The 23985-nt window shown below is 37.0% G+C and carries 17 protein-coding genes and 1 pseudogene; 12 read left to right on the plus strand and 6 right to left on the minus strand.

The window, feature by feature from the left end; all coding sequences use genetic code 11:
* Position 1 precedes the first annotated feature (1 nt).
* From A3835_07380 to A3835_07395, 4 genes and pseudogenes are all read left to right on the plus strand, one after another.
* A pseudogene (locus A3835_07380) lies at positions 2-1206 on the plus strand (tyrosine--tRNA ligase).
* Positions 1207-2298, plus strand: coding sequence for a 2-nitropropane dioxygenase (locus A3835_07385; GenBank protein ORI07373.1), 1092 nt, complete (start codon positions 1207-1209; stop codon positions 2296-2298).
* On the plus strand, positions 2295-3743 hold the full coding sequence (locus A3835_07390; protein ORI07374.1) for an N-acetylmuramoyl-L-alanine amidase: 1449 nt from the start codon (positions 2295-2297) through the stop codon (positions 3741-3743). Before A3835_07385 ends, A3835_07390 begins: the two co-directional genes overlap by 4 nt.
* Entirely contained in the window at positions 3740-5608 is a 1869-nt protein-coding gene (locus A3835_07395; GenBank protein ID ORI07375.1) for a bifunctional tRNA (5-methylaminomethyl-2-thiouridylate)-methyltransferase MnmD/FAD-dependent cmnm(5)s(2)U34 oxidoreductase MnmC, read from the plus strand. Before A3835_07390 ends, A3835_07395 begins: the two co-directional genes overlap by 4 nt.
* Positions 5609-5666: 58 nt before the next feature.
* Here A3835_07395 and A3835_07400 read toward each other — a convergent pair whose 3' ends face one another.
* Complete coding sequence (locus A3835_07400) at positions 5667-7154, minus strand: sodium:proline symporter (GenBank protein ID ORI07376.1); 1488 nt, start codon at positions 7152-7154, stop codon at positions 5667-5669.
* Between the two features lie 150 nt (positions 7155-7304).
* On the opposite strand from A3835_07400, the gene A3835_07405 reads away from it, so the two are divergent.
* The 7 genes from A3835_07405 to A3835_07435 all read left to right on the plus strand — a co-directional run bounded on the left by A3835_07405 (position 7305) and on the right by A3835_07435 (position 15580).
* Positions 7305-8015 (plus strand): amino acid ABC transporter permease, encoded by a 711-nt coding sequence (locus tag A3835_07405; protein ID ORI07377.1) that lies wholly within the window; start codon positions 7305-7307, stop codon positions 8013-8015.
* Entirely contained in the window at positions 8008-8736 is a 729-nt protein-coding gene (locus A3835_07410; protein ORI07378.1) for a peptide ABC transporter ATP-binding protein, read from the plus strand. Before A3835_07405 ends, A3835_07410 begins: the two co-directional genes overlap by 8 nt.
* 11 nt (positions 8737-8747) lie before the next feature.
* Positions 8748-9521: an ABC transporter substrate-binding protein gene (locus tag A3835_07415; protein ID ORI07379.1), complete on the plus strand. Its 774-nt coding sequence runs from the start codon at positions 8748-8750 to the stop codon at positions 9519-9521.
* A 128-nt stretch (positions 9522-9649) separates the two neighbouring features.
* The gene (locus tag A3835_07420; protein ID ORI07380.1) at positions 9650-9829 is read left to right on the plus strand and encodes a hypothetical protein; all 180 of its coding nucleotides are present in this window, start codon (positions 9650-9652) and stop codon (positions 9827-9829) included.
* 73 nt (positions 9830-9902) lie between these two features.
* On the plus strand, positions 9903-11855 hold the full coding sequence (locus tag A3835_07425) for a DNA polymerase III (GenBank protein ID ORI07381.1): 1953 nt from the start codon (positions 9903-9905) through the stop codon (positions 11853-11855).
* Positions 11856-12049: 194 nt separating this feature from the next.
* Positions 12050-12766, plus strand: a complete 717-nt coding sequence (locus A3835_07430; protein ID ORI07382.1) for an ABC transporter substrate-binding protein — start codon at positions 12050-12052, stop codon at positions 12764-12766.
* A gap of 75 nt (positions 12767-12841) precedes the next feature.
* Entirely contained in the window at positions 12842-15580 is a 2739-nt protein-coding gene (locus tag A3835_07435; protein ORI07383.1) for a peptidase M16, read from the plus strand.
* 298 nt (positions 15581-15878) lie between these two features.
* On the opposite strand, the gene A3835_07440 is transcribed toward A3835_07435, so the two are convergent.
* The 3 genes from A3835_07440 to A3835_07450 are packed head-to-tail and all read right to left on the minus strand — an operon-like array spanning position 15879 to position 17365.
* The gene (locus tag A3835_07440; protein ID ORI07384.1) at positions 15879-16766 is read right to left on the minus strand and encodes a hypothetical protein; all 888 of its coding nucleotides are present in this window, start codon (positions 16764-16766) and stop codon (positions 15879-15881) included.
* Between the two features lie 51 nt (positions 16767-16817).
* Positions 16818-17039: a nicotinate phosphoribosyltransferase gene (locus A3835_07445; protein ID ORI07385.1), complete on the minus strand. Its 222-nt coding sequence runs from the start codon at positions 17037-17039 to the stop codon at positions 16818-16820.
* Between the two features lie 32 nt (positions 17040-17071).
* The gene (locus A3835_07450) at positions 17072-17365 is read right to left on the minus strand and encodes an antibiotic biosynthesis monooxygenase (protein ORI07472.1); all 294 of its coding nucleotides are present in this window, start codon (positions 17363-17365) and stop codon (positions 17072-17074) included.
* Between the two features lie 161 nt (positions 17366-17526).
* Here A3835_07450 and A3835_07455 point away from each other — a divergent pair, with 161 nt between their 5' ends.
* Entirely contained in the window at positions 17527-19980 is a 2454-nt protein-coding gene (locus A3835_07455; protein ID ORI07386.1) for a trimethylamine-N-oxide reductase, read from the plus strand.
* Between the two features lie 49 nt (positions 19981-20029).
* Here A3835_07455 and A3835_07460 read toward each other — a convergent pair whose 3' ends face one another.
* Both A3835_07460 and A3835_07465 read right to left on the minus strand, forming a co-directional pair.
* Positions 20030-21862 carry an ATP-binding protein gene (locus A3835_07460; protein ORI07387.1) on the minus strand — a complete coding sequence of 611 codons (1833 nt, stop codon included), beginning with the start codon at positions 21860-21862 and terminating at the stop codon, positions 20030-20032.
* Positions 21855-23942 (minus strand): dynamin, encoded by a 2088-nt coding sequence (locus tag A3835_07465; GenBank protein ORI07388.1) that lies wholly within the window; start codon positions 23940-23942, stop codon positions 21855-21857. The genes A3835_07460 and A3835_07465 overlap by 8 nt, the downstream gene beginning before the upstream one ends.
* Between the last annotated feature and the right edge of the window lie 43 nt (positions 23943-23985).

Genomic DNA, 23985 nt, shown 5'->3' on the forward strand with positions numbered 1-23985 from the left:
AATGCAAGATATAGCTGAAATTTTACAAGAGATAAAACGCGGTGTTGCCGAGATTATTGACTTTGAAAGAGTTGAGAATTTAATAAAAAACTATTATGAAAAAGGTGAAAATTTCTATGTAAAGGCTGGCTTTGATCCAACTGCTCCAGACCTTCACTTAGGTCACACAGTCGTTTTAAGCAAGATGGCACTACTTCAAAAACATGGCGCGATCGTGCAGTTTTTGATAGGCGATTTTACCGCTCAAATAGGCGATCCAACTGGCAAATCAGCCACCAGAAAGAAGCTAGATCAAGAGACGGTTTTAAAAAACGCTAAAACCTACGAAGAGCAAGTTTTTAAAATTTTAGATCCAAAAAAGACCGTGATAATGTTTAACTCAAAATGGTCAAATGAGCTTGGAGCTGCTGGAATGATAGAGCTAACTAGCACATTTTCAGTCGCTAGAATGCTAGAGCGTGACGATTTTGAAAAAAGGATAAAATCTGGTAGTCCAATTTCAATTTGTGAATTTATGTATCCACTTCTTCAAGGTTATGATAGCGTTGCGATGAAGTGTGACATCGAGATGGGCGGTACGGATCAGAAATTCAACCTTCTAATGGGTAGAACTTTGCAGAGAACATATAATGTTGGCAAAGAGCAAGCTGTCATCATGATGCCACTTCTTGAGGGACTTGATGGCGTAAATAAGATGAGCAAAAGCCTTGGAAACTATATCGGTGTAACCGAAAATGCAAATGATATGTTTGCAAAAACGCTTAGTATAAGCGATGAGCTAATGTGGCGCTGGTACGAGCTTTTAAGCACAAAAAGCTTGGCGAGATAGAAAATTTAATGAACGATGTAAAAAACGACAAGTATCATCCAAAAAAAGCAAAAGAGGACCTTGCGTACGAGATAACAGCAAGGTATCACGGCGAGGAGGCTGCAAAAGCTGCGATGGCTGAGTTTAATAGCGTACACTCTCAAAATCAGCTCCCAACTGATATCAAAGAATTTAGCTTAAAAGCACCGGTGTGGATCGTAGAAGCTCTATCGCAGTGTGAGCTAAGTGAGTCAAATTCTCAAGCAAGACGCGACATAAAGGCAAATGCGGTTAGCATTAATCAAGAAAAGATTAGTGATGAGCAGTTAAAATTAGAGGCAGGTGAATATATCTTGCAAGTCGGAAAGCGTAAATTTGCAAAAGTAAAGGTTGAATAGATGGAGTTAAAGCCATTAAAAATAGGAAAATATGAGATAAAGTATCCGATATTTCAAGGCGGTATGGGACTTGGTATCAGCTGGGACAAACTAGCTGGCAGCGTCAGCCTTGAAGGCGGTCTTGGAATAATCAGCTCAGTTGGCACAGGATATTATGAAAATCGTAAATTTATAAACAAAGAGCTAAATGCAAAGCCATTGGGAAGTGAAAATTTCTACTCAACAAGAGGTCTTAGAGCAATTATTGAGAATGCCCGAAAAATTTGTGGAGATTTGCCGCTTGGCGTAAATATAATGTACGCTGCAAATGACTACGCAAGAGTAGTAAAAGACGCTTGTGAAGCCGGTATAAATATCATCGTGTCAGGTGCTGGGCTACCTACTAATTTGCCAGAATTTACACAAAATTTTAAAGAAGTCGCGCTAGTTCCTATTATCTCAAGCGCAAAAGCACTAAAGATCATCTGCAAACGCTGGTTACAAAGATATGACCGTTTACCAGATGCTGTCGTACTTGAAGGGCCACTAAGCGGCGGACACCAGGGCTTTACTTACGAGCAGTGCCTTGATCCTGAGTTTTCGCTATTTAATCTAATCCCACAAGTAAAGGCCGAGATAAAAGAGTGGGGCGACTTTCCGCTCATCGCAGCCGGTGGAATTTGGGATAAAAACGACATAGAAAAGGCAATATCACTAGGCGCAGATGGCGTTCAAATGGGCACACGCTTTATCGGTACTCATGAGTGTGACGCAGATATTGGTTTTAAAGAAGTGATACTAGCAGCCGAGGAAAAGGACATAGAGCTTATAAAAAGTCCAGTTGGCTATCCGGCTCGTGGGATTAGAACAAATTTGATAAATTTGGTAGAAAAAAGGATGGGACCAAAGATCCAGTGTATAAGCAACTGCGTGAGCCCTTGTCAAAGGGGCAAAGGAGCTAAAGAGGTTGGATATTGCATCGCTGATAGGCTGTTTGACTCATTTAGTGGCAAAAAAGAGACCGGGTTATTTTTCACAGGAGCAAACGGATATAAACTAAAAGAGCTAATAAGCGTAAAAGAGCTAATGCATAAGCTGGTACATGGTGAATGAAACGAGCGATAATCCTCTTTTTTATTGTTTGTAATTTTCTTTTTGCTGCGATAAATTCGGAGATATTTGCAAAATTTGATAAAAATTTTGCCAGCTCAAGCAGAAGTGCAAAGATCAAATTTCACAACGATATAAAAGACATCTATGTCGACGCGATCATAAAAAATGACAAAAATATAAAAAAACAAGCACTCACAAGGCTTATAACCAGCTCAAAATCGCTTGGTTTTGATTCAAGTGGATATATAAAAGATCTAAATGCACTAAATGGCATAAAGAGCACTAGTACGTCTAGTGCTAGTGCTACTACTTTGACGCTGCTTAGTGCAACCAAGGTAAATGACACTTTGGTGCTTAAGTTTAATACAAAAATTGATACTGCAAAATTAAAAACATCCTTTTTAAAGCAGCAAAATACATATAAAAACATTATGGACATTGATGGTAGGTTAAATGGCAATCCGCTAACTTATAAAAATTTTATATCTGATTATATTCACATCTCGCAGTATGATAAAAATACCGTTAGAGTTATTTTTTCTGATAAGATCCAAAAGACTATAAAAGCAAATGCAACAGGTGATCTACTCATAATAAGTACACAAAATTTTATCTCAAACGAAAATGTAAAAACACCACTTCATAAAACTAAAAATAAAAACGAAGAGATTCAGCCAAAAGAACCAGGGCCAAATTTAAAGCCACAGCCTGCACAAAGTGAGCCAGTGGCAGCACCTTTGCCACCAGTTGCGGCTAGTAAATTTTCACGTAACAAAACGATCGTCATCGATCCAGGTCATGGTGGCACTGATCCAGGTGCAGTGAATGGCAAGCTTCAGGAAAAAACCGCAGTTCTAGGTGTAGCCAAAAAACTTGGCGACATATTAAAAGCACGTGGTTACAAGGTCTTTTTTACCAGGTCAACCGATGTCTTTATAAATTTAAGAACAAGAACAAAATTTGCAAATGATAAGATGGCTGACCTTTTTGTTTCTATCCATGCAAATGCCGCTCCAAACGCAGAAAAAGCAAAGACCATGCATGGCATTGAGACATTTTTCTTGTCGCCTGCAAGAAGCGAACGTAGCAAAAACGCAGCCGCACTTGAAAACAAATCAGATATTGAAGAGATGAATTACTTTTCACAGCAGACATTTTTAAATGTACTAAATCGCGAGAAGATTATCGCGTCAAATAAGCTTGGCATCGATATCCAAAAAGAAATTTTAGCAAGTGCTAGAAAGGTCTATGCTGCAAGTGACGGCAGTGTGAGAGAGGCGCCGTTTTGGGTACTTGTTGGTGCTCTTATGCCAGCAGTTCTTGTTGAGATCGGCTATATCACGCATCCAGTTGAGGGCGAAAAGCTCTTTAATGATGCCTATCAAAACGCCCTTGCAAACGGTATAGCAAACGGTATAGATGGATATTTTGCAAAAAATAGATGAAAAATGCAAATTTAAGCTTCAAGGGACAAATTCCATTTAACGAGGAGTTTGGTGACATCTACTTTAATACTGATAAACCCTGGCTTGAGAGCGAATTTGTCTTTGCAAGCGCACTTGATGAAATTTGGCAGAGTAAAGATAGCTTCATCGTCGCTGAGACTGGCTTCGGTGCTGGACTAAATTTCTTTACACTTTGTAAGAAATTTAAAAATAGCTCTAAAAAACTTCACTTTGTTAGTATCGAAAAAAACCCTATTAAAAAAGATGATCTTTTAGAAATTTATGAAAATTTAGGTATTTTTAAAGCTTATTCCAAAAAGCTGGTTTCGCTCTACCCACCGCTTATTGAGGGCATACACCGTATAAATTTTGCTCCAAATATCACCCTTGATCTTTGTTACGGCGAGGCTAAAGAAATTTTATCTGAGCTTGATTTTATTGCCGACATCTGGTTTCTAGATGGCTTTGCTCCAAGTAAAAATGGCTCGATCTGGAGCGAAGAAATTTTTAGACAGATCGCAAGACTAAGCAGGGTTGGAACTACTGCTAGAACCTACTCGTGTGCAAAAATAGTAAAAGACGGGCTAAAGAGCGCTGGCTTTTTGCTAAGCCTAAAAGAGGGATACGCTAGAAAACGCCAGATGAGTAGCGCCGTGCTAGAGAAAAAGGATGAAAATTTAAAGGATGCTTGGTTTACGAGATGTGAACCACTGGCTAAGCCAAAAGGCAAAACAGCGCTTATCATAGGAGCTGGTGTGGCTGGACTTGCAACAGCTGGCGAACTAGCCAAAAATGGCTTTAAAGTGGTGATCGCTGAGGCAAATGGTGAAGTGGCTACAAATGGCTCTGGTAATCACTGTGGTGCTTTGATGCCGCTAGTTACCAAGCCTGGTGTAAATTTAGGCCACATGCACTTAAACGCATTTTTGCAAGCAGTGAGATTTTATAAGGCAACTTTGCCAAAAAGTCTTATCAAATTTAATGGCTGCATCGATTACGCATTTGATGATGAGTTAGTTAAGAGATATGGCTCGTGGCAGGATCAAGGTGCGGAGGAAATTTTTAAATTTGACAGTAGCCTAAAGCCGTATCCTGGCATTTTTATAAAAGATGGCGCATACACTAGACCAAGAGAAATTTGTAAATTTTTATCAAAAAATTTTGAAATTTTATTTAATCACGAGTATGAGAGTAGAGCGCATCTGCAAAATGGCAAGATCAGCGTTAAATTTAAAAACGGTAAAAATTTAGAGACTGATATTTTGGTCTTTTGCACTGGCAGTAAGAGCAGTGAAATTTTTAAGGACTACGATATGCAAATAAGCAGTGTCCGAGGCCAAGTAACTCACCTAAAACCAGTGCTAAAAAATGCCATGCCACTAAGCGCAAAAGGCTACATCTGCCCAGCCATCAAAGGCGTACAAGTTATCGGCGCAACTTATGCCAGAAATGAAATTTGCGATACGCCTAAAGTTGAGGATAATACTAAAAATTTAAGCGATGTAAGTGAGTTTTTTGATATCAAAAAAGTGAATATTATCGGCTCACGTGTAGGCTATAGAAGCTATAGCGGAGATAGGTTTCCGATAATTGGCGCTTTACATGATGAGGAATTTTATAAACAAAACTACAAAGGGCTATTTTGGAGCAAAAATAAAGATAACAATCCAAAAGCAAGCTACGAAAGAAATGTCTTTGTAAATTTTGCTCATGGCTCACGAGGTCTTGGCACAGCGATACTTGGAGCAAATTTGATAGTTGATCTTGTGCTTGATCGCCCACTTTGCATAGAAAGATCGCTATTTCACGAGCTTCATCCAGCTAGATTTTTGATAAGAAAACTAAAAAAGGGATTAAAATTTTAAGAAGGAATTAGCAGAAATTCCTAGCACAAGATACTAGGAATTTCTTATAAGATAAGGCTTAAAGCCTTGTTTTCATCTTTTCAAATTCATCTTTTATGACTTGCTCGTGAGGTTCGCTCGTCATTTTATTTATCGCATCTCCCCAAATACTTACGCTAATGATCGCTATGCAAGAAGCTATGATGCCAGGTAAAATTTCATAAACATAAGCGTTTAGCCCCGAAGTGATCCAAAATATTACGGTCACACCTCCAGCTATCATGCCAGCAAGTGCTCCAAGTGCACTCATGCGCTTCCAGTAAAGGCTAAAAAGTAGCACTGGTCCAAAGCTCGCACCAAATCCAGCCCAAGCGTTTCCAACGACATTTAGAACATTATCTGTCGAGATAAAAGCAAGTATGGTAGCAACTATGGCTACTACTACGACAGCATAGCGACTGATCGCTGTTTGTGTATTTTGACTAATCTCTTTTTTATAGAATGCAAAGATAAAGTCCTTTGTTACCGAGCTAGACGTAACTAAAAGCTGACTTGAGATAGTACTCATGATCGCTGAAAGCACAGCTGAGATGATAATGCCTATAAAAAATGGTGGGAAAAGTAGCTCACCAAGCTTTAAAAACACCGTCTCAGGATCACTAAGACCGCCTCTTTGACTAAAGTAGACAAAGCCAATAAGTCCGCTCATAATCGCACCAAGCAACCCAATGCTCATCCAGCCAATGCCGATCCTTCTTGCTTTAGCAAGCTCTTTTGAATCGCGTATCGCCATAAATCTAACAATGATATGTGGCTGGCCAAAATAGCCAAATCCCCAAGCCATAAGTCCTAAAATTCCCCAAAAAGTTTGATCTCTAAATGGATTTAGGTGATTTGCATCAAGCTTGCTTATCTCTTTTAGTAAATTTGTATCGCTTGGCAAGTCTAAATTTAGATATGCCACGACTGGGATCGAGACTAGGACACAAAACATCAAAAGCCCCTGAAATGCGTCAGTTATACTAACTGCTTTAAACCCACCAAAAAATGTGTAAAAGACCACAATGACAAGTGTAAAGACCGCTCCGTAGGCAAATTTTAAACCAAAAAAGCTCTCAAATGTCTTTCCACCAGCGATAATGCCACTACTTACATAAAGTGTGAAAAAGATCAAAATGATAAGACCAGAGATGATTCTTAAAATTTTAGTCCTATCTTTAAAGCGATTTTCTAAAAAGTCTGGTATCGTGATGCTATCACTCGCAACCTCAGTATAAATTCTAAGCCTCTTTGCTAAAAATAGATAGTTGCAATAAGCTCCAATGATAAGACCGATTATCATCCACACATTTGCTATACCAGTTGCGTATAAGGCTCCGGGCACGCCAAGTAACATCCAACCACTCATATCAGAAGCACCAGCACTAAGTGCAGTAACTACTGGACCCATTCGACGGTTATCTAGCAGATACTCGTTCATACTTGCATTTTTATCGTAGAAATATCGTCCGATAAAGAGCAAAAAGCCAAAATAGATGGCGATGGCTAAATAAGACCCAAAGCTCATAAATTTCCTTTCAAATTAAGATAAATGGCTTATGTTAATATAAATTTTTTTAAATTACAACATTCAGCGCCGATCCTTAAACGCTTTTAAGCAAAATGATATAAATTTTTTCGTATTATTTAAAGCCATATTTTAAAGAGAAGGACAAAGTTGAAGGCTCAAAATTTAGCTAAATTTCTATTTTTTATAATAATCGTCTCACTTGGAGCATATTTTTTCTATCCAAGAGATCTTAGTGAGGCTCAAGAGATCGCTTATATCAAAAGTTATGGAGTGACTTTAGGACTAACGATAGGCGGTATTGCCATAGGCATAACGCTTGGATTTACCTTGGCGTTTATTAAATTTTTAAACATTAAAGTCTTAAATTTTATAATTGATGAATATATCGATATCTTACGTGGAACGCCTGTAATACTTCAACTTTTAATATTTTCAGTTGTCATTTTTGCAACATGGAGTGATAATTTTTATGTAGCTCTCATCGCGCTTGGGCTAAATAGCTCTGCTTATGTGGCCGAGATCGTGCGAAGTGGCATAAATAGCGTGGATAAAGGACAAATGGAAGCGGCTCGTGCGATGGGCCTAAACTACTATGTTTCGATGCGCGAGATAGTTTTCCCACAAGCTACAAAAAATATCTTGCCAGCTCTTGCGAATGAGTTTATATCGCTATTTAAAGAGACATCGGTCGTGGGCTATATAAGCGTCGTTGATATCACGATGCAAAGTAAGAGCTTGCAAGCGGTCTTTTATAGTCCAGAGCCAGTCATTTTTACAGGTATTGTCTATTATGTGAGTGTTAAATTTTTTACACTTTTAGCAAAACTACTCGAGAGGAGATTAAACCGCCATGATTGAGATTAAAAATTTAAACAAAAGTTATGGCGATTTGTGTGTTTTAAATGATATTAGCGTAGATATAAAAAAGGGTGAAGTTATAGCGATAATTGGTCCAAGTGGTGGTGGAAAAAGCACATTTTTACGCTGCATAAACCGCCTTGAGGAGCCAGATAGTGGACACATAAAGATAAATGGCGAAGATATTTTAGATAAAAAATCAGACATAAATAAAATTCGCCAAAAAGTGAGCATGGTTTTTCAGCACTTTAATCTTTTTGCAAATAAAAACGTCTTGCAAAATTTAACTCTAGCCCCGATAAAAGCGGGAATTTTAGATAAAGCAAGTGCAGAAAAAAGAGCCGATGAGTTGCTAAAAAGTGTTGGGCTAAGTGATAAGAAATTTGCCTATCCGCACAAACTATCAGGCGGACAGAAGCAACGTATCGCGATCGCTAGAAGCCTAGCAATGGAGCCAGAAGTGATACTTTTTGATGAGCCGACAAGTGCGCTTGATCCTGAGATGATCGGAGAGGTGCTTGATATCATGAAAGATGTTGCTGCAAGGGGTATAACGATGCTTGTTGTGACTCACGAGATGGGCTTTGCAAGAAATGTGGCAAATAGAATTTTCTTTATGGACAAAGGCAAGATAGCAGTTGATGACACACCAAAAAATGTCTTTACAAATCCGCAACATGAGCGTTTAAAAGAGTTTTTAGGCAAAATTTTAAATCATTAAAGGAGTAGAAAATGAGTAAAATTTTAAAATTTTTGATGGCAAGCTTGGTTTTATTTTTACTAGGTTGTGGCGATGATACTAACAAAAAAAATGCAGTAAATAATGCCGAAGAAGCTAGTAAAAATGTAGTTTATAAAGTTGGCTCGAGTGCTGATTATCCACCTTTTGAATATCTTGATGAAAACAATAAAATTGTTGGCTTTGAGATAGATTTATTAAATGAGATCACCAAAAAAACTGGAATAAAATTTGATGTTGCAAATATGAGCTTTGATGGACTGATATCAGCATTAAAAACCGGTAAAATTGATATTGCCATAAGCGGAATGAGTGCAACTGATGAGAGAAGAAAATCGGTTGATTTCACTAAGCCATATTATTTTTCAGAAAATTTATTTATCCGCAAAAAAGGCTCAGATGTAAATAAAGACAACCTTAAGAATAAGAAAATTTCAGCTCAAGTTGGCACACTTCAAGAAGAAGCAGCCAAAAGCATAACTACTAAGTCGATACCTGCTGAAAATGTAGCAGCTGCTATCATGTCACTAAACGCTGGCAAAATCGACGTTGTACTAACTGATAGTCCTATAGGAGTTGAATATTTAAAACAAAATCCAGATTTAGAAGAATTTTTAAGAGTTCCTGATGGCACGGAAGGATTTGCGATGGCATTTGATAAAGGCAAACATACTGAGCTTATCAAGAAGATAGATGCAGCGATCGATGAGCTACAAAAGTCTGGTGAATTTGACAAAATGCTAGATAAATATGGATTAAAGAAATAAATTTAAATACAAAATTTGCAGAGAAGCAGGAATTCTCTGCAAAAACTCACTTTTTTCTAATTTTTAAAATTTAACATCTTTTAAAAGTAAAATTAATAAAATGACTTAATTATTTTCAAGGAGAAAAAATGAAGCTTCTCAGGATGAGAACGGCATTTATTTTAAATGTGCTATTTTCTATTTGTATGTATCACAATTTTGTTAAAAAATTCCTACTATTTAATAAAGCTAAATATAAATTAAAATTTTACATAAATGCGTTAATCAATATTTTTTATAAAAAACAACCAAAAGTATTTTTTGGTTGATAAATTTTAAGTATTAAAGTCGTATGGCTTTATTTTTTGAAGCAGATATTAAGAAAAACTAAAAGGAGAGAAAATGAATAATCTAGGTATTAAATCTAAGATTATGGCGATAGTTATCGTCAGTCTTATTGGCCTTGGTATCATGAGTGCATACATGCTAAATGGTATCTTAAAGACTCGCTCAAAAGCAGAGTTTAGTGAGAAAATCGTGGATACAATCATAAATCAAAATAATTTTATCCATGAGATGCAAAAAGAACGCGGATTTAGCTCAGGTGTGCTAGCAGGAGGGGATAATAAAAATTTATTAGAACAGCGTAAAAAAGTAGACGCTATGCTTGATAAGCTTGAAGAGAAAAATGAAATAGCTTCAGAGATAAATAGTATCCGCTCAAATGTAGATCAAAAAAGTGGAAATGATCTAATTAGCCGTATAACAAAAATTTTAAGAAAAGAGGTTATTGCTATAAATGGATATAGCGATAAGCTCGAACCTAGCTTGGTAGATGATCTAAAGCGTATCATTATTGTTGGTGAGATAAAAGAGTCTTTTGGTATTTTGCGTGCTACTTTAAATGGGGTTTTTACTAAAAAGAGCATAAGCAAAGAGGACTACAATAAAGTAGTTGCACTAAATAGCGTTATAAATAAATTTATGCAGGATTTTGACGATTACAACCCAAAAGAATTTAGTGACGAATTTGATGCTATCGCTAGAAAAAAGGCTGATTTTATAGATGCTATAAATATTATTAAAAATGTAGTTGCAACAGAAGATGCATCTTATGATGCATCAAGCTGGTTTTCAAAGATAAGTGTTACGATAGATGCGATGAGAGAGCTTGAGCTTAAACTACTTGATAATATGCAAAAAGATGCAAGACGTATTAAGGGTGATGCAAATACCGAACTTATTATAAGTTCTATTGTGATTGCGATTTGTATTTTACTTATGTTGCTAGTATCTACATTAATAGGTAAAAATCTGATCTCTGGCATAGATCAGACTAAAAATGGATTAGTTAGATTTTTTGACTTCTTAAATTATAAATCTAATAAGGCTGAATTTTTAGATCGTAGCGGTAGCGACGAGATCGGACAGATGAGTGCACTGATAAATGAGAATATCAAACAAATCGAGGCAAATTTATCTGAACAAAATAACTTCATTAAAGAGGCAAATACTTTTGTAAATCAAATTGGCAAAGGTAACTACGTAGCTCAGCTTAACGCAGATACTTCAAATCCTGCACTTAGCCAGCTAAAACAAACTTTCAAAGACTTACAAATCGCACTTAAGCATGCTATTGCGGAAAATGGCGATGACGTGTTAAATCTATTAGAAAGCTTTAAAAAACAAGACTTTACTAAAAGGCTTGAAGATGATGGCAAAATGGCGGTTGGTATAAATGCTCTTGGTGAAGAGATAGCCAAGATGTTAAGGGCAAATTTAGATCAAGCTCATGTGCTAGAAGAAAAGGCTGAGGCTTTAAGTCAGTCAATGAAAGAACTAACTCAAGGCGCAAATGTACAAGCAAGCTCACTTCAAGAGTCTGCTGCCGCAGTAGAGCAAATGTCAAGCTCAATGAATGCAATATCTCAAAAGACATCAGATGTCATTAGACAAAGTGATGAGATTAAAAACATCATAACTATTATTAGAGATATAGCTGATCAAACAAATTTACTAGCTCTTAATGCCGCGATCGAGGCGGCACGTGCAGGAGAGCACGGCAGAGGCTTTGCGGTCGTTGCAGATGAGGTTAGAAAACTAGCAGAGAGAACTCAAAAATCTCTAACAGAGATCGAAGCAAATACAAATGTACTAGCTCAATCAATCAATGAAATGAGTGAATCTATAAAAGAGCAAAGTGAGGGAATCAATATGATAAACCAATCAGTTGCTCAAATAGACACACTTACAAAAGAAAATGTAGTAATTGTCAATAAAGCAAATGAAGTAACATCTGATGTTGACGACATGGCTAAGGCGATAGTAAACGAAGTTAGAAAAAGTAAATTTTAATCTTTGACTTACTCTTAGAGCTCCTACTATTCTATCCCTTAAAATAATTAAGGGATAGAACTTATCTATAAAAATTTATATGCTACTTTGCTATACGATTATTTATAGCATTTTTCTTTTATTACAAATTTAAACAATTTTTAATAGAGAAATACTGATAATTAAGCCACTAAATCACCTTAAAGGATACTATTATGAAAAAGATCTTTGCTCTTTTACTCACAGCTTTTGTTGCTCTTTGTGCAAACGAGCTAAAATTTGGCACAGCGGCGAACTATCCGCCATTTGAATATATCGATGAAAATAACAAAATAACAGGCTTTGATATCGAGCTAATTGATGAAATTTCAAAGCGTGCAGGCTTTTCATATAAGATCATAAATATGAGTTTTGATGGCCTTATCCCAGCACTTAAAGCTGGCAAAATAAATGGCATTATAAGTGCGATGAGTGCGACTTCAGATAGATTAAAATCGATTGACTTTACAAAGCCATACTATTTAACTGAAAACCTCTATCTAAAGAAAAAAGGCAATGACGCATTAAAAGCTAAAGAAGAGCTAGCTGGCAAAAGAGTTGGCGTGCAACAAGGCACCGTCCAAGAGCTAGCAGCAAATGCTATAAATGGCGTAAAAGTAGTGCCTTCAGAAGATACTGTGCCACTCATCATGGGATTAAAAGTTGGTAAATTTGACGCAGTCATCCTTGATAGCTCTATTGGATATGGCTTTATCAAGAAAAATCCAGAACTTGAAGCATTTTTCAAAGAAGTTGATGGTAGCGAGGGCTTTTCAATAGCATTTGACAAAGGAAAAGAGAGCGCGTTAATAGAGAAAATAAATCAAATTTTAGATGATATGAAAAAAGACGGAAGCTACGAAGCTTTACTTAAAAAATACGATCTAAAATAATCTTCTAGCCTGCAAATTTGCAGGCTTATGCTAAATTCTGCTTTGTCTATCGATTCAAATTTAAAAAGGAAAATAATGAGAAAAATTTTGTTGCTTTTTTGCCTAGTAATGGGTCTTTTTGCGCTTCAAAACGATAAAGATATGTTAAATGGAGAGCTAAAAAATGGGCTAAAATACTATATCAAAGAGAATAAATTTCCACAAAAAACAGCTATTTTTTATCTTGTTATAAATTCTGGTTCAACTGATGAAAAAGATGGCGAGCAAGGTCTTGCTCACTTTTTGGAGCACATGGCATTTAATGGCAGCCGTGATTTTAGCAAAAATGAGCTCATTAAGCAGCTTGAGAGTCTTGGTGTAAAATTTGGAGCTGATCTAAACGCGCAGACGAGCTACGATCAGACGAGCTATGTCTTAACGATTAATGTAAATGAGAAAAATTTACAAGATACATTTAAAGTCTTTTCGAATTGGATAGATGGCGTTAAAATCGATCCTAAGGAGCTTGATAAAGAGCGTGGCGTCATAATGGAAGAAGAGCGTCAGAGAAATACGCCAGGATATAGGCTTTATTTGGCTCAAACAAAGGATATTTTTGAGGGCAGCATCTATCTAAAAAGAGTGCCAATAGGCGACATGAACGTCATCAAAAGCGTAGATGCTAAGCACATGCAAGAATTTTACGAGAGGCTTTATCAGCCAAGATTTATGAGCTTTGTTGCTGTTGGCGACTTTGATAAAAATGAGATAAAAAGCTTAATCGAAAAAAACTTCAACCAAGCAAAAAATACAAATTCTTACATTCATCCAGAAAAAAATATCAGTTTTAAAAGTGGTTTAAATATTTTTAACTACGACTCAAATGAGACTGGAATGGAGTTAGTTAGACTTAGCTATTTTGATAAATTTAGTCCAGTTTTAAATGAAGCTGATGCAAAGAGGAATCTAGAAGATGCACTTATCGCAAGCCTGATAAATATGCTTTATGAGCAAAAAAATGCAAATAATTCATCAAATTTAAGCACTGATTTTATAGCTCAAACACTTCAAGCAAAGCAGAAAATTTATAGTTTTGAAACAAATGTACTCGGAGGCGATTTTAACGCAAGCCTTAAAGATATGCTTGGCGTTATAAAAGGCATTAAAGAGTTTGGCTTTAATAAAGATGATTTTGAAGATGTGAAAAAGGCGTTTGTGGCAAATGTTGATGCAAAATTTAAACGCTCAAAGACTAAAAAATCAAGCGCTTACGCAGGGCAAATTTTAAATATGATAGAAAACGGTGGCTTTGTGTTAAGCGATGAAGATGAAAAAGAGCTTAGTTTAAAGCTATTAAATGAGATTACGTTAGCTGACGTTAATGCTAGATTTAGACAAATTTTAGCCATTTCTGATGAGCGTGTAAGAATTTTTAGCAAAGATGGCTTTAAACTTAGCAAAGATGAGTTTTTAAAGCTTTTTGCCAAAGCGCCTGCTTATAACACAAACCTATCTGCTAGCAACAACGATAAGAGCCTAGGCAATGAAAATTTAGAGCCAAAAGAGATAAGCTCAAGAAGCTTTGATGAAAAAAATGGAATTTATACCTACAAAATGCAAAATGGCTCGCAAGTTATCTTTAAGCCACTAGCTACTAAAAAAGATAGTATTTTGTTTGCAGCCGTCAGCAAAGGAGGCACATCAAATTTGACTGATCCAAAGCTTGGTAGCTTTGCCGTTGCGCTCACAAATGAAAGCGGTGTTGGTAAATTTAATAACTACGAGCTCTCAAAGGCACTAAATGGAAAGATCGTAAGCTACGAAAAGGGTATAGAAGTACTCACTCAAGGCATTTATGGCTCATCAAGCACCAGCGATCTTAGCTCGCTGCTAGCTGTTATAAATTTAGAATTTAACGCTCCAAGAGCCGATGCAAACGTGCTTGAGAGGATAAAGCAAAGAGCAAAGGATGAGCTAAGTAAAGAGCAAAATTTGCCTGAATATAAATTTAGTACCGAATTTAGCAAGTTTTTTTACGAAAACAATAAACGTGTCACGCCGCTTGAGATAGCTGATATCGATGCGCTAAAACTAAATGAGCTAAAAGAGATCATCAAAGATAAATTTACAAATGCAGCCTCATATACTTTTGTAATCATCGGCGACACCGACGAAGAGAGGCTTTTGTCACTTGTTAAAAAGTATATCGCCACCTTGCCAAAGCTTGGCGAGGCTGAAGAGTTTAAAGACGATGGCGTGCGAAGCATCAAGGGTCAGCACACCTTTAAAAGGGAGCATCAAAGCACAAGAAGAAGCGATGTTGGTATAAATATCATAAATTCTGATGCAAAATATAGCTTTGAAGGAGCGATTGAACTAAGGGCATTAAGTGAAATTTTAAAAACGGCGCTTCGAGAAAAGATCAGAGAAGATAAGGGCCAAACATATGGCTTTAGCCTAAATGCCAAGCTCGCACGCTATCCTTTTGAGCATTCAGATATGCTAATTAGTTTTACTTGTGATCCCGCAAACACGGACAAGATTATCGCTGAGATAAAGCAGATAATAGCTAGCATCAAGAGTAGTGGCGTGATCTTGCCAAAGCATTTGGAGGATTTTAAGGCACAGAGTGAAATTTCTATAAAAAAAGATTACGAAAAGCCTGAGTTTTGGCGAAAGCTCATCATCTCAAATAAAATTTTTAACACACCACTTTATACGGCTGATGAGTACATAAGTGCGGTAAAAGCCATCACAAATGAGGACATCAAAGAGGCTGCAAAGCTATATCTTGATGAGAAAAATATGGTGATAAGTATAAATAATCCAAAGTAGAAAATTAAGGGGCAAAGCTGGCTAGCTTTTTAAATTTAACCTGAGTAGAAATTTGGCGAGCCAAGCTGGCTGACTCTTAAAATTTAAACGCGAGTAAAAATTTATTAAGATAAGCTATCTTTTTAAATTAGTTGGCTAAATTGGCTCTTTAAATTTAAATGTAAATAGAAATTTAAAAGGCTAAACAAGTCTCCAGAAATTTAAGTCTAGACAGAAATTTGAGAAGTCAAGCTAGCTCTTTAATTAAGCCTAATTAGAAATTTTGGAGCCAAGCCAGCCCCAAAATTTAAACCTAAAGCTATGCGAGGATGTCCTTTGGCTTTAGCTTGTTTAGCTTTTGCACTAGATCATCAAAGCTCGCTCCATTTTCGACCTCGCGCCTGATAAATTCCTCAAAAAACTCACGTTTTATATCTTTATCCGTATATGTCACGCTCTTTTTGGTAACTTGTATAGGCTTAAATTTCTCTTCTTCCATCTCTTCATCGCCATTTTCTCTAACTGGCGTAAGAGCGATATTTTGAAGCACATCAGCGATGCTCTCGCCCTTTTCATAGCTTGTTTTTAGAAATTTCAAAAACTCATCTTTGCTGTTTTTATCAGCGTAGCTTACACGGTGTAACATAGGCTGACCTAAGAATTCTATACGTTTTTTATCCGAGCTTTGTTCGTAATGTAAAGCCCCGTCTTTAAAAGAAATTTTCACATTTGCGTGCTCGCCAAGTATCCTTTCGGCGGTAAATTCCAGCCATTTATCTTTAAACTCATCGATACTTAGATCAGAGTCTAGTAAATTTGTAGCCTCACGGCTTAGATAAAGAGCACCAAAAGCATTATTGATTATTTTATTGTTTATGCTCATTTTGTGATTTTTGATGAACTCATCTACGCTAAAGCCGTTTTTCTCGCTAGTTAGAATGTAGCTTGCTCGCCAAAGCTTCGTGCTATCAACGAAATTTTTAAGGCTAGAGATTTCATCTTTGCTCGCTCCGCTATCAAGGCCATTTATCTTGCCCCAGATAGAAATTTTGTCATTTGATGAGTAACCAGAGAGCGGTAGATGCTTGATGTCCGCAGTTTTGGTGGGAATTTCTACTTTATTTAAATTTGTGCTTGTGGCTTGACGCTTACTAAAAGCGTCTTGATAGCTAAAGCTTTGGTTAAATCCATTTAGTGCGTTTATCATGTCAAATCCTTTAACACTATATCGGCAAATGGATTTAAATTTTAAGTGGAATTATTTTTTATTGCGGTATTTTTCAAAAATGGCGATCATTTGGTATGAGTTTTGTGCGATTTTAAATTTATTTGGATTTTTGCCAAGTAGCTCTTCTCTTAAAGAGTCGATAAATTCCCTATCTTTTTTGCAAGCCTCAAAGCTCACTCGTCCCCTAAGTACGGCCATAAATATAATATCAGCAGTCGCATTTATCATCTCAAGCATTTTTTCTTCGCTCATTTTTGTGGATTTTGCCCTTTTTAAAGCAAATATTATTCCTTTACGCTCACAAAATTTACTATTTTTACCTCTTGGCTCTCTTTGCAAGCCTCCAGTGCGGCTGCGTTTTTCACCATATGAGCGCTTTTCATATGCTCTTTTTGGCTTGCAAGATCTTCCCAAATCTCCATAAAGCAGTATTTGTTTTTACCGCCCACAACCATGCCGCACTCGTAGCTTATGCAGCCTTTATCTTTTCTTGAAGCCGGCACGATCTCTTTTAAAATTTCTTCAAATTTCGCCTCACACCCAGCTTTTAATTTTACATTTACATAAAATCCAATCATCTGCCCATCCTTTAAAAATTTTTGGCTAAAATAACGCAATTTAGACGCAAGTTTGCGCATTACATTACAAGGCCTTTAAACGATGAAATGATACAAAACCCTAAATTTATAATTTCTAAAACCAACCAAAAACAATAAATTTAACAAAAATCGGAGAAAGAATGAAAAGACGAGACTTTTTAAGATTGAGCGCATTAGGCGCGGCTAGCCTTCAAGCAAAAGAGCTTGGAAGCGCAGAGCAAGCGTTATTTGACAAACAAAGCGGACTAAGCGCAAATAAATTTGGTGCATTTTATGTAAAAACGATCGCAGGTCGCGTTGTTGAGACCGTGCCATTTGAGGGCGATGCTTATCCAAACGAGCTAAATAACGCAGTCATTGACTACATCCAAAATGAGAGCAGGGTAAAATATCCATTTGTTAGAAAGAGCTTTTTAGCCAATCCAAACAACCCAAAGCCAGAGCTTCGTGGCAAAGAGGAGTTTGTGCGCGTGAGCTGGGACGAAGCGATAAAGCTAAGTGCAAAAATTTTAAAAGAAAATTTCGATAAATACGGCGCTGAAGCGATCTACGGACAGGTTTATCAGTGGGGTAGCCTTGGCAAAGTAGGACATAGCCAAAAGACCGCAAAGAGGCTACTTAACGTGCTTGGTGGCTACGTAAATGAGCTTGGTGGCTACTCATACGGTGCAGCGACTGTCATCATGCCTCACGTCACTGGCTTCGTCGATCCTGCGCTAGCGCCAACAAAGTGGGAGGCTATCTTAAAAAACGCCAAAACGATCGTATTTTGGGGTACAAACCCAGTCGTTTCAAATAAAATCGCCATTGGCGTGCCGCTTCACAACTCATATAAATACTACGATGAGATCAGAAAAAAAGGCGAAAGCGGCGAGATGAAAATTTATAGCGTTGACGTTTATCACAACGATAGCGCAAAATACTTTGACTCAAAATACCTTGAAGTCGTGCCTTGCACCGATACGGCAATGATGATAGGTATGTGTAACTACCTTTATGAAAAAGGGCTTTACAATAAAGAATTTATAGAAAAATACACGGTTGGCTTTGATAAATTTAAAGAGTATATGCTTGGCACAAAAGATGGGGTCAATAAAAACCTAGCTTGGGCAAGTAAAATTTGTGGCGTTAGCGAGCAAGATCTTGCGAAATTTAGCGAAGATCTAGCTAAAAACGACTCAGTCATAGTTAGTGGCTATGCCATACAAAGGCAAGATCACGGTGAGATGGCATACTGGGCGCTTGTGACGCTAAATGCGATGCTTGGACACATCGGCAAAGAGGGTTGTGGCTTTGTCACAAATGACGGCATGCACAAAAATGCTGATGAAAGCTTCATAGCGCCTAAACTAGCGGCGTTTGAGACGAAGGTACCTCAAAAATTTATTGATAGCGGGCTGGTGCCAAAGACAAAGGGCTACGAAATGCCAAACTCAAGGCTAATAGATGCACTTCTTAAGCCAGGCAAAGAGATAACAAGAAATGGCAAGAGCTATAAACTGCCAAAGATCAGAGCGATGTTTAACGCCAATGGCTCGACTTTCACAAGGCATCCTGACGCAAATAGAGCGATAAAAGCTATGCGAAACGTTAATGCTATCATCACTTGCGAGCCGTTTTGGACAAGTACAGCTAAATTTAGCGACATCGTCTTGCCAGCTGCGCTTGAGTACGAGCGAACAGACATCGAAATGGCAAACTCTACAAGTGAGTATCTATTTGCGATGAAGCCACTTGTTAAGCCATTTGGCGAGAGTAAAAGTGACTTCGAGATCGCAAGACTGATCGCCAAAGAGTGGGGCAGGGAAGAGGCATTTAACGAGGGTAAAAGCGAGCTAGAGTGGGTCAAGACAATATATGAAGATGCCGTTAAAAAGGCTGTCGAGCTTGGGTATGAGAGCATGCCTAGCTTTGAGGAATTTTGGGAGAAGGGATATTTTAGATTTGACAAGATCGATGAGAAAAAACGCTACTTTACAAACTATAAGAAATTCCGCGACGACCCAGTGGCAAATCCGCTAAAAACGCCATCTGGCAAGATAGAAATTTACTCTGAGACGGTTGCTGGCTTTGGCTATGATGACTGCCCACCGCATGCAACTTGGCTTGAGCCATTTGAGTGGCTTGGCGCAAAAAATAAAAAATACCCTATCGCAATTAGTGGTGCACACTCTAAATTTAGGCTTCACTCACAGCTAAATAACTCCGTGCTTCGCAACTTTAACGAGATCGCAGAGCGCGAGCCAGTGCTTATAAATCCAAAAACAGCCGAGGCTAGAGGGATAAAAATGGGCGACGTGGTGCGTGTGTTTAATGATAGAGGCGAAATTTTGTGCGGTGCCTTTGTCACCGAGGACGTGCCACAAAATGTCGTAATAGTAAGCGAAGGTGCGTGGTATGACCCTGAAAAACCGGGTGAAAAGAGCCTTTGCTTGCACGGAAATTTAAATGTGCTCACAAAAGATGTGCCATCAAGCAAGATGAGCCAGAGCAACACCGCTCACACAAGCCTTGTGGATGTCGAGAAATTTAAAGGCGTGCCAAAGCGTGTCAGGGCATTTGACGCACCAAAGATCGGTGTAATGCACGCATAAAATAGAAGCTATCCTTAAATGGATAGCTTCTAAGCTTTAAAAAATTTATTTATCTTAATAGCAATGAATTTTCACAAAGCTCTTCGATCTTTGAAATTTGCTCTTTAACTCTTGCTTTTAAGCCATCAAGCATTGCTATTTTTAAAGTATAAATTTCATTAAAATCGCTCTTTATATCAAGCAAAATTTTATTTAAAAACGAGCTATTTGAGCACATTAAAGCTTCAAACTCATAAAGACTAAACGCATCAAGCATACGCTCATAGACGTCTTTTGCGCTTGGAATATAAAGTGGCGTATTCATCTGCAGATGCGATTCTAGCGTCTTTTCTATCTTTTGTTTTATAAAATAAACCGCGAGTTTGAGCGCGTTTTCATAGTTTGAGGCTAGCTTTATATCAAGCTTTTCAAAAAACAAAGAGACCTTTTGTGTGGCCTTAAATTTAGCCGTTTCATACTCTCTTAAAAAATTTTCATATGTCCGTCCGGCATAGGTATTTATGGATTTTGTTTCGTAAGCCAAGGCTTGATCATCAAAGCTAGCGTAATTTTCATAGCGAGATTTATATATTAAAAATTTATCCTCTAAATTTTTATAAAGCTCATTAAATGCTGAGGTTATTGCATTTTCTAGCTCTTTTACATCTTTTTTGTAGCGTTTAAAAAATTTATTAAAAACCACATCTTCGTAGATAAGTTTTGAAAAGACTTCGTCGCTATCAAGGCTTATTACCTCAAAATTTTCACGCTTATAAATTTCTTTGTTTAAAAGCGTCTTTGAAGCGTTAAATTTTGTTTTTGAAAATGGTTTAAGTAGCTTAAATACCTCATCGGCGGCAAGTTTTATAACTTCACTCATTTGACTATATCTTAAAGCGATCTTTGGTTTAAACTCCTCTTTTATCGCCTCTAGCCTCTCATCCAATGAGCCACTAAATTCATCTAAAATCAACTGTGCATTGTCATAAATTTCTAGATGTTTTTCTTGCTCGTTGGTTAGGAGTTTTACGATCTTTTTTGCCCTTACTTTTATGAAATTTTCTTTAAAGCTCTTGTCCAAAAAGCACTCTTTAATAGCCTTTAGAGCTTCGTTAAAATTTGAAGCTTCAAGTAGGCTTTTGTCATTATTTGTGATGCCAAGGAGTGCTTGCTTTGATGAGATAGCGATGATATCCTCAAAAAGCTCGCCATAAGTTTGCCTAGCGTGCTTTAGCAAACTTTCAAGCTCCTCCTCGCTTAGCTTGTCTTTTTGGTTGATTAGGCAGATCGCTTTTAGATCATTTGCTTTTAAAATTTCTTTGATACTTTCAAGCTCGCTTGCCTTTGCGGCGTTATTTGCAAGGCTTAGCCATATCGTGCCACTAACCTTTTTTAGTGTATTTTTTGTCTCTTTTGTGTCAGCATCTCTTAGCGAGTTTAGACCAGGAGTGTCGATGAAATTTATCTCTTTTAAAATCTCACTTGGCGCATAAAGCGTCATACTAGAAACTTGCTCGCCTAACTTATTTAGCTCGGCTAGATCGCTACTTGCTAGTAGGCTTTCGCTACCATTTATAAATTTCACGCTTAGAAGTGGCATCTTTGCAAATTTTAGCCTCACAGCCTTTGCGGTGACCGGAGTTAGTCCTGATGGCAAGATATCTTGGCTAAGAAGTGCGTTTAAAAACGTTGATTTTCCACTTGAAAACTGACCGATAACAGCTATTAGTGGTGGCTCATTTAAAGTATCTATTAGTAAATTTAAACTCTCTTTTATCTGCTCGCTTATATGCAAACTAGGATCGTTTAGATCATTTACGAGTCTAGCTAGCTCGCCCTTAAAATCATTTGTAAAGACCTTAAAATATCTCGCTTTGTAGGCATTTATAAATTCATTAAACATTTTTAATATCCTCTAAAAGTGAGTAAATTTCATCTTGTAAGGAGGTCTTTTGTTTAAGCTTTGAAATTGAGCTTTGATTTTGTAAATTTAGCTCATTAAGTTTTTTATTGAGAACTAAAAGCCTTTTATTTAAAGCCTCTTTTTGGCTCATCTCATAAGCCTTTACTCGCTCTTTTAGTAGCTTTTTTTCATGTTCTGCTAGCGTCTCACAAAACTGCGATATGCTTTTATTGTTAAGTAAATTTTGTCTTAAACTTGAAAGTGCCTCATCTGGCTCATTTTTGCTTAAAATTTTAGCTTCAAGCTCATCTAAAAGCTCTCTAAAATCAAGCTCTACGCCCATTTGCTTTAAAAAGTCATTTATACTAAAAATTTTATTTTCACTCACACTAAAGCCATCAAAACTTAAAGCGATATTTTGCTCGCATGACTTTGTCTGCACTAAAGTTTCATTTCTGGCCTCTCTCATGAGTGCCGCAACTCCGTCACAAAGTGTAGTTTTTGCTATTTGTGTAAGACGTTTTAGATTTAAATTTTCTCTTTTATTTTTGCAGTAAGTGATCTCGCTCTTAAGCTTTTCATTTAGATTTTGTAGTAGTGCTTCAAGCCCCATTTTATAGATATCTTTTGCATTTTTATCATCGAGTTTTTTTAGCTCGCTTTCTAAAAGCCTTTCAAGTTTTGTGAAATTTTCATTAAGAGAATTTTTGATATTTGCTTGCTCGTTTTGCAAAGCTTCTAGCTCTAAACCAAATGCTTTAAGCTCTAAAATTTTAGCCTTTGTGGCTTCGAGTTTTGTTTTTAAAATATTTTGCAATTCTTTTTGATATGAGCTTAAAATGAGAGCTGATTTTTTAGAGTCTTTACCAAAAAGCACATCGTAAAGATACTCTTTAAACTCCGGCACGCCACTATTTAAAGCACCATCAAGATAAGCCTTTGCACTAAGGGCAAAATAATCTATCTTAATATCATTTATCTGTTCACCGATCGCCTTTTTTACGTAGTTAAGCGTTTCATTAATACCCTTTGCGTCTAACTCGTCAGCATGAGTTAGCACGATAGCAACTCTTACGATGTGTGAGTTTTCAAGGCATTTTTTCAAAAACAGTGCGTCCTTTTGCGTAGCGCTTTGTGAGGCGTTCATGAGGTGGGCTAAAAGGTCGCACTCTTTCATAAAATTTGTAGTTATTTGCTCTCTTAAAACGATCGCATCATCTATGCCCGGAGTGTCTATAATGCAGACATTATCTCTTAAAAGCTCCAAGTCATCATAAAGCTCAACGCTTTTTACGAGATTTGCTGTTTTTGAGCTTGAAGATGTATAGTTTTTGATCTCATCTAGGCTGATCTCTACGCTACTAGCTGGTAAATTTTCGCTTGTGAGTCCAAGCTTTTCTAGCTCGTCTGGGCTATAAAAATTTACCTTTGCATGGCTATTTGATGCGTGCTTTAAGATGGTTAAATTTATGGTTTCAGGCACATTTGAAGTGCCTAGGACGGATTTGTTTAAAAGCGCATTTAAAAGGGTTGATTTGCCAGAGTTTATGACGCCACTTACTGCGATGTTAAAAAGCGTTTCGTTTGATCTTTTTTTGGCGTTTTTTAAAGCTAGTAAAAATTCTTTATCTTCATCAAGCATGCTTGCTTTTTCATTTATCTCATTTAGAAAATCTAGGCTCTTGTGAAAGTGATCTTTTGGTTTTGTATTAGAAATTTCTGCTTTATTTTGATTTGAGTTTTTGCTTATAAATTTTATTAAAAAATCAAATTTTTCATGGCTAATTATCTTTTCATCACGTAGCTTTTGTAAGTAGGTTACAAGTTCATCACTTGAAATTTTTGCCTCATTTAACGCTTTTAGCGTGGCTAGCTGGGCACTTTGTATGCTAAAGATATCAAGTCCAACGCCTAGCTTTTTTAAGATATTTCTAAACTCGGCAAGAGCCATAAACTCATCTAAATTTTTCTCATCACAAGATAAAAGAAGTGCCAGTAGATCTGGGTAAAAAGGCACGCTCGCATCGGTATTAGCGTAAATTTTATTTAAATGCCAAGCGTGATTTAAAAACTCGTCCATTAAAGATTCTTTTTTTGAAATTTTTTAGATTTTATTACGTTTT

The organism is Campylobacter concisus (assembly GCA_002092835.1).
Lineage (GTDB): Bacteria > Campylobacterota > Campylobacteria > Campylobacterales > Campylobacteraceae > Campylobacter_A > Campylobacter_A concisus_K.

Coding starts and splice junctions, on each gene's coding strand:
- A3835_07445 (ORI07385.1), bottom strand. CDS start 17,039: ATGAGCGAAGAAAAAATGCTTGAGATGATAAATGCGACTGCTGATATT.
- A3835_07460 (ORI07387.1), bottom strand. CDS start 21,862: ATGTTTAATGAATTTATAAATGCCTACAAAGCGAGATATTTTAAGGTC.
- A3835_07400 (ORI07376.1), bottom strand. CDS start 7,154: ATGAGCTTTGGGTCTTATTTAGCCATCGCCATCTATTTTGGCTTTTTG.
- A3835_07430 (ORI07382.1), top strand. CDS start 12,050: ATGAAAAAGATCTTTGCTCTTTTACTCACAGCTTTTGTTGCTCTTTGT.
- A3835_07410 (ORI07378.1), top strand. CDS start 8,008: ATGATTGAGATTAAAAATTTAAACAAAAGTTATGGCGATTTGTGTGTT.
- A3835_07435 (ORI07383.1), top strand. CDS start 12,842: ATGAGAAAAATTTTGTTGCTTTTTTGCCTAGTAATGGGTCTTTTTGCG.
- A3835_07425 (ORI07381.1), top strand. CDS start 9,903: ATGAATAATCTAGGTATTAAATCTAAGATTATGGCGATAGTTATCGTC.
- A3835_07420 (ORI07380.1), top strand. CDS start 9,650: ATGAAGCTTCTCAGGATGAGAACGGCATTTATTTTAAATGTGCTATTT.
- A3835_07385 (ORI07373.1), top strand. CDS start 1,207: ATGGAGTTAAAGCCATTAAAAATAGGAAAATATGAGATAAAGTATCCG.
- A3835_07440 (ORI07384.1), bottom strand. CDS start 16,766: ATGATAAACGCACTAAATGGATTTAACCAAAGCTTTAGCTATCAAGAC.
- A3835_07415 (ORI07379.1), top strand. CDS start 8,748: ATGAGTAAAATTTTAAAATTTTTGATGGCAAGCTTGGTTTTATTTTTA.
- A3835_07395 (ORI07375.1), top strand. CDS start 3,740: ATGAAAAATGCAAATTTAAGCTTCAAGGGACAAATTCCATTTAACGAG.
- A3835_07455 (ORI07386.1), top strand. CDS start 17,527: ATGAAAAGACGAGACTTTTTAAGATTGAGCGCATTAGGCGCGGCTAGC.
- A3835_07390 (ORI07374.1), top strand. CDS start 2,295: ATGAAACGAGCGATAATCCTCTTTTTTATTGTTTGTAATTTTCTTTTT.
- A3835_07450 (ORI07472.1), bottom strand. CDS start 17,365: ATGATTGGATTTTATGTAAATGTAAAATTAAAAGCTGGGTGTGAGGCG.
- A3835_07465 (ORI07388.1), bottom strand. CDS start 23,942: ATGGACGAGTTTTTAAATCACGCTTGGCATTTAAATAAAATTTACGCT.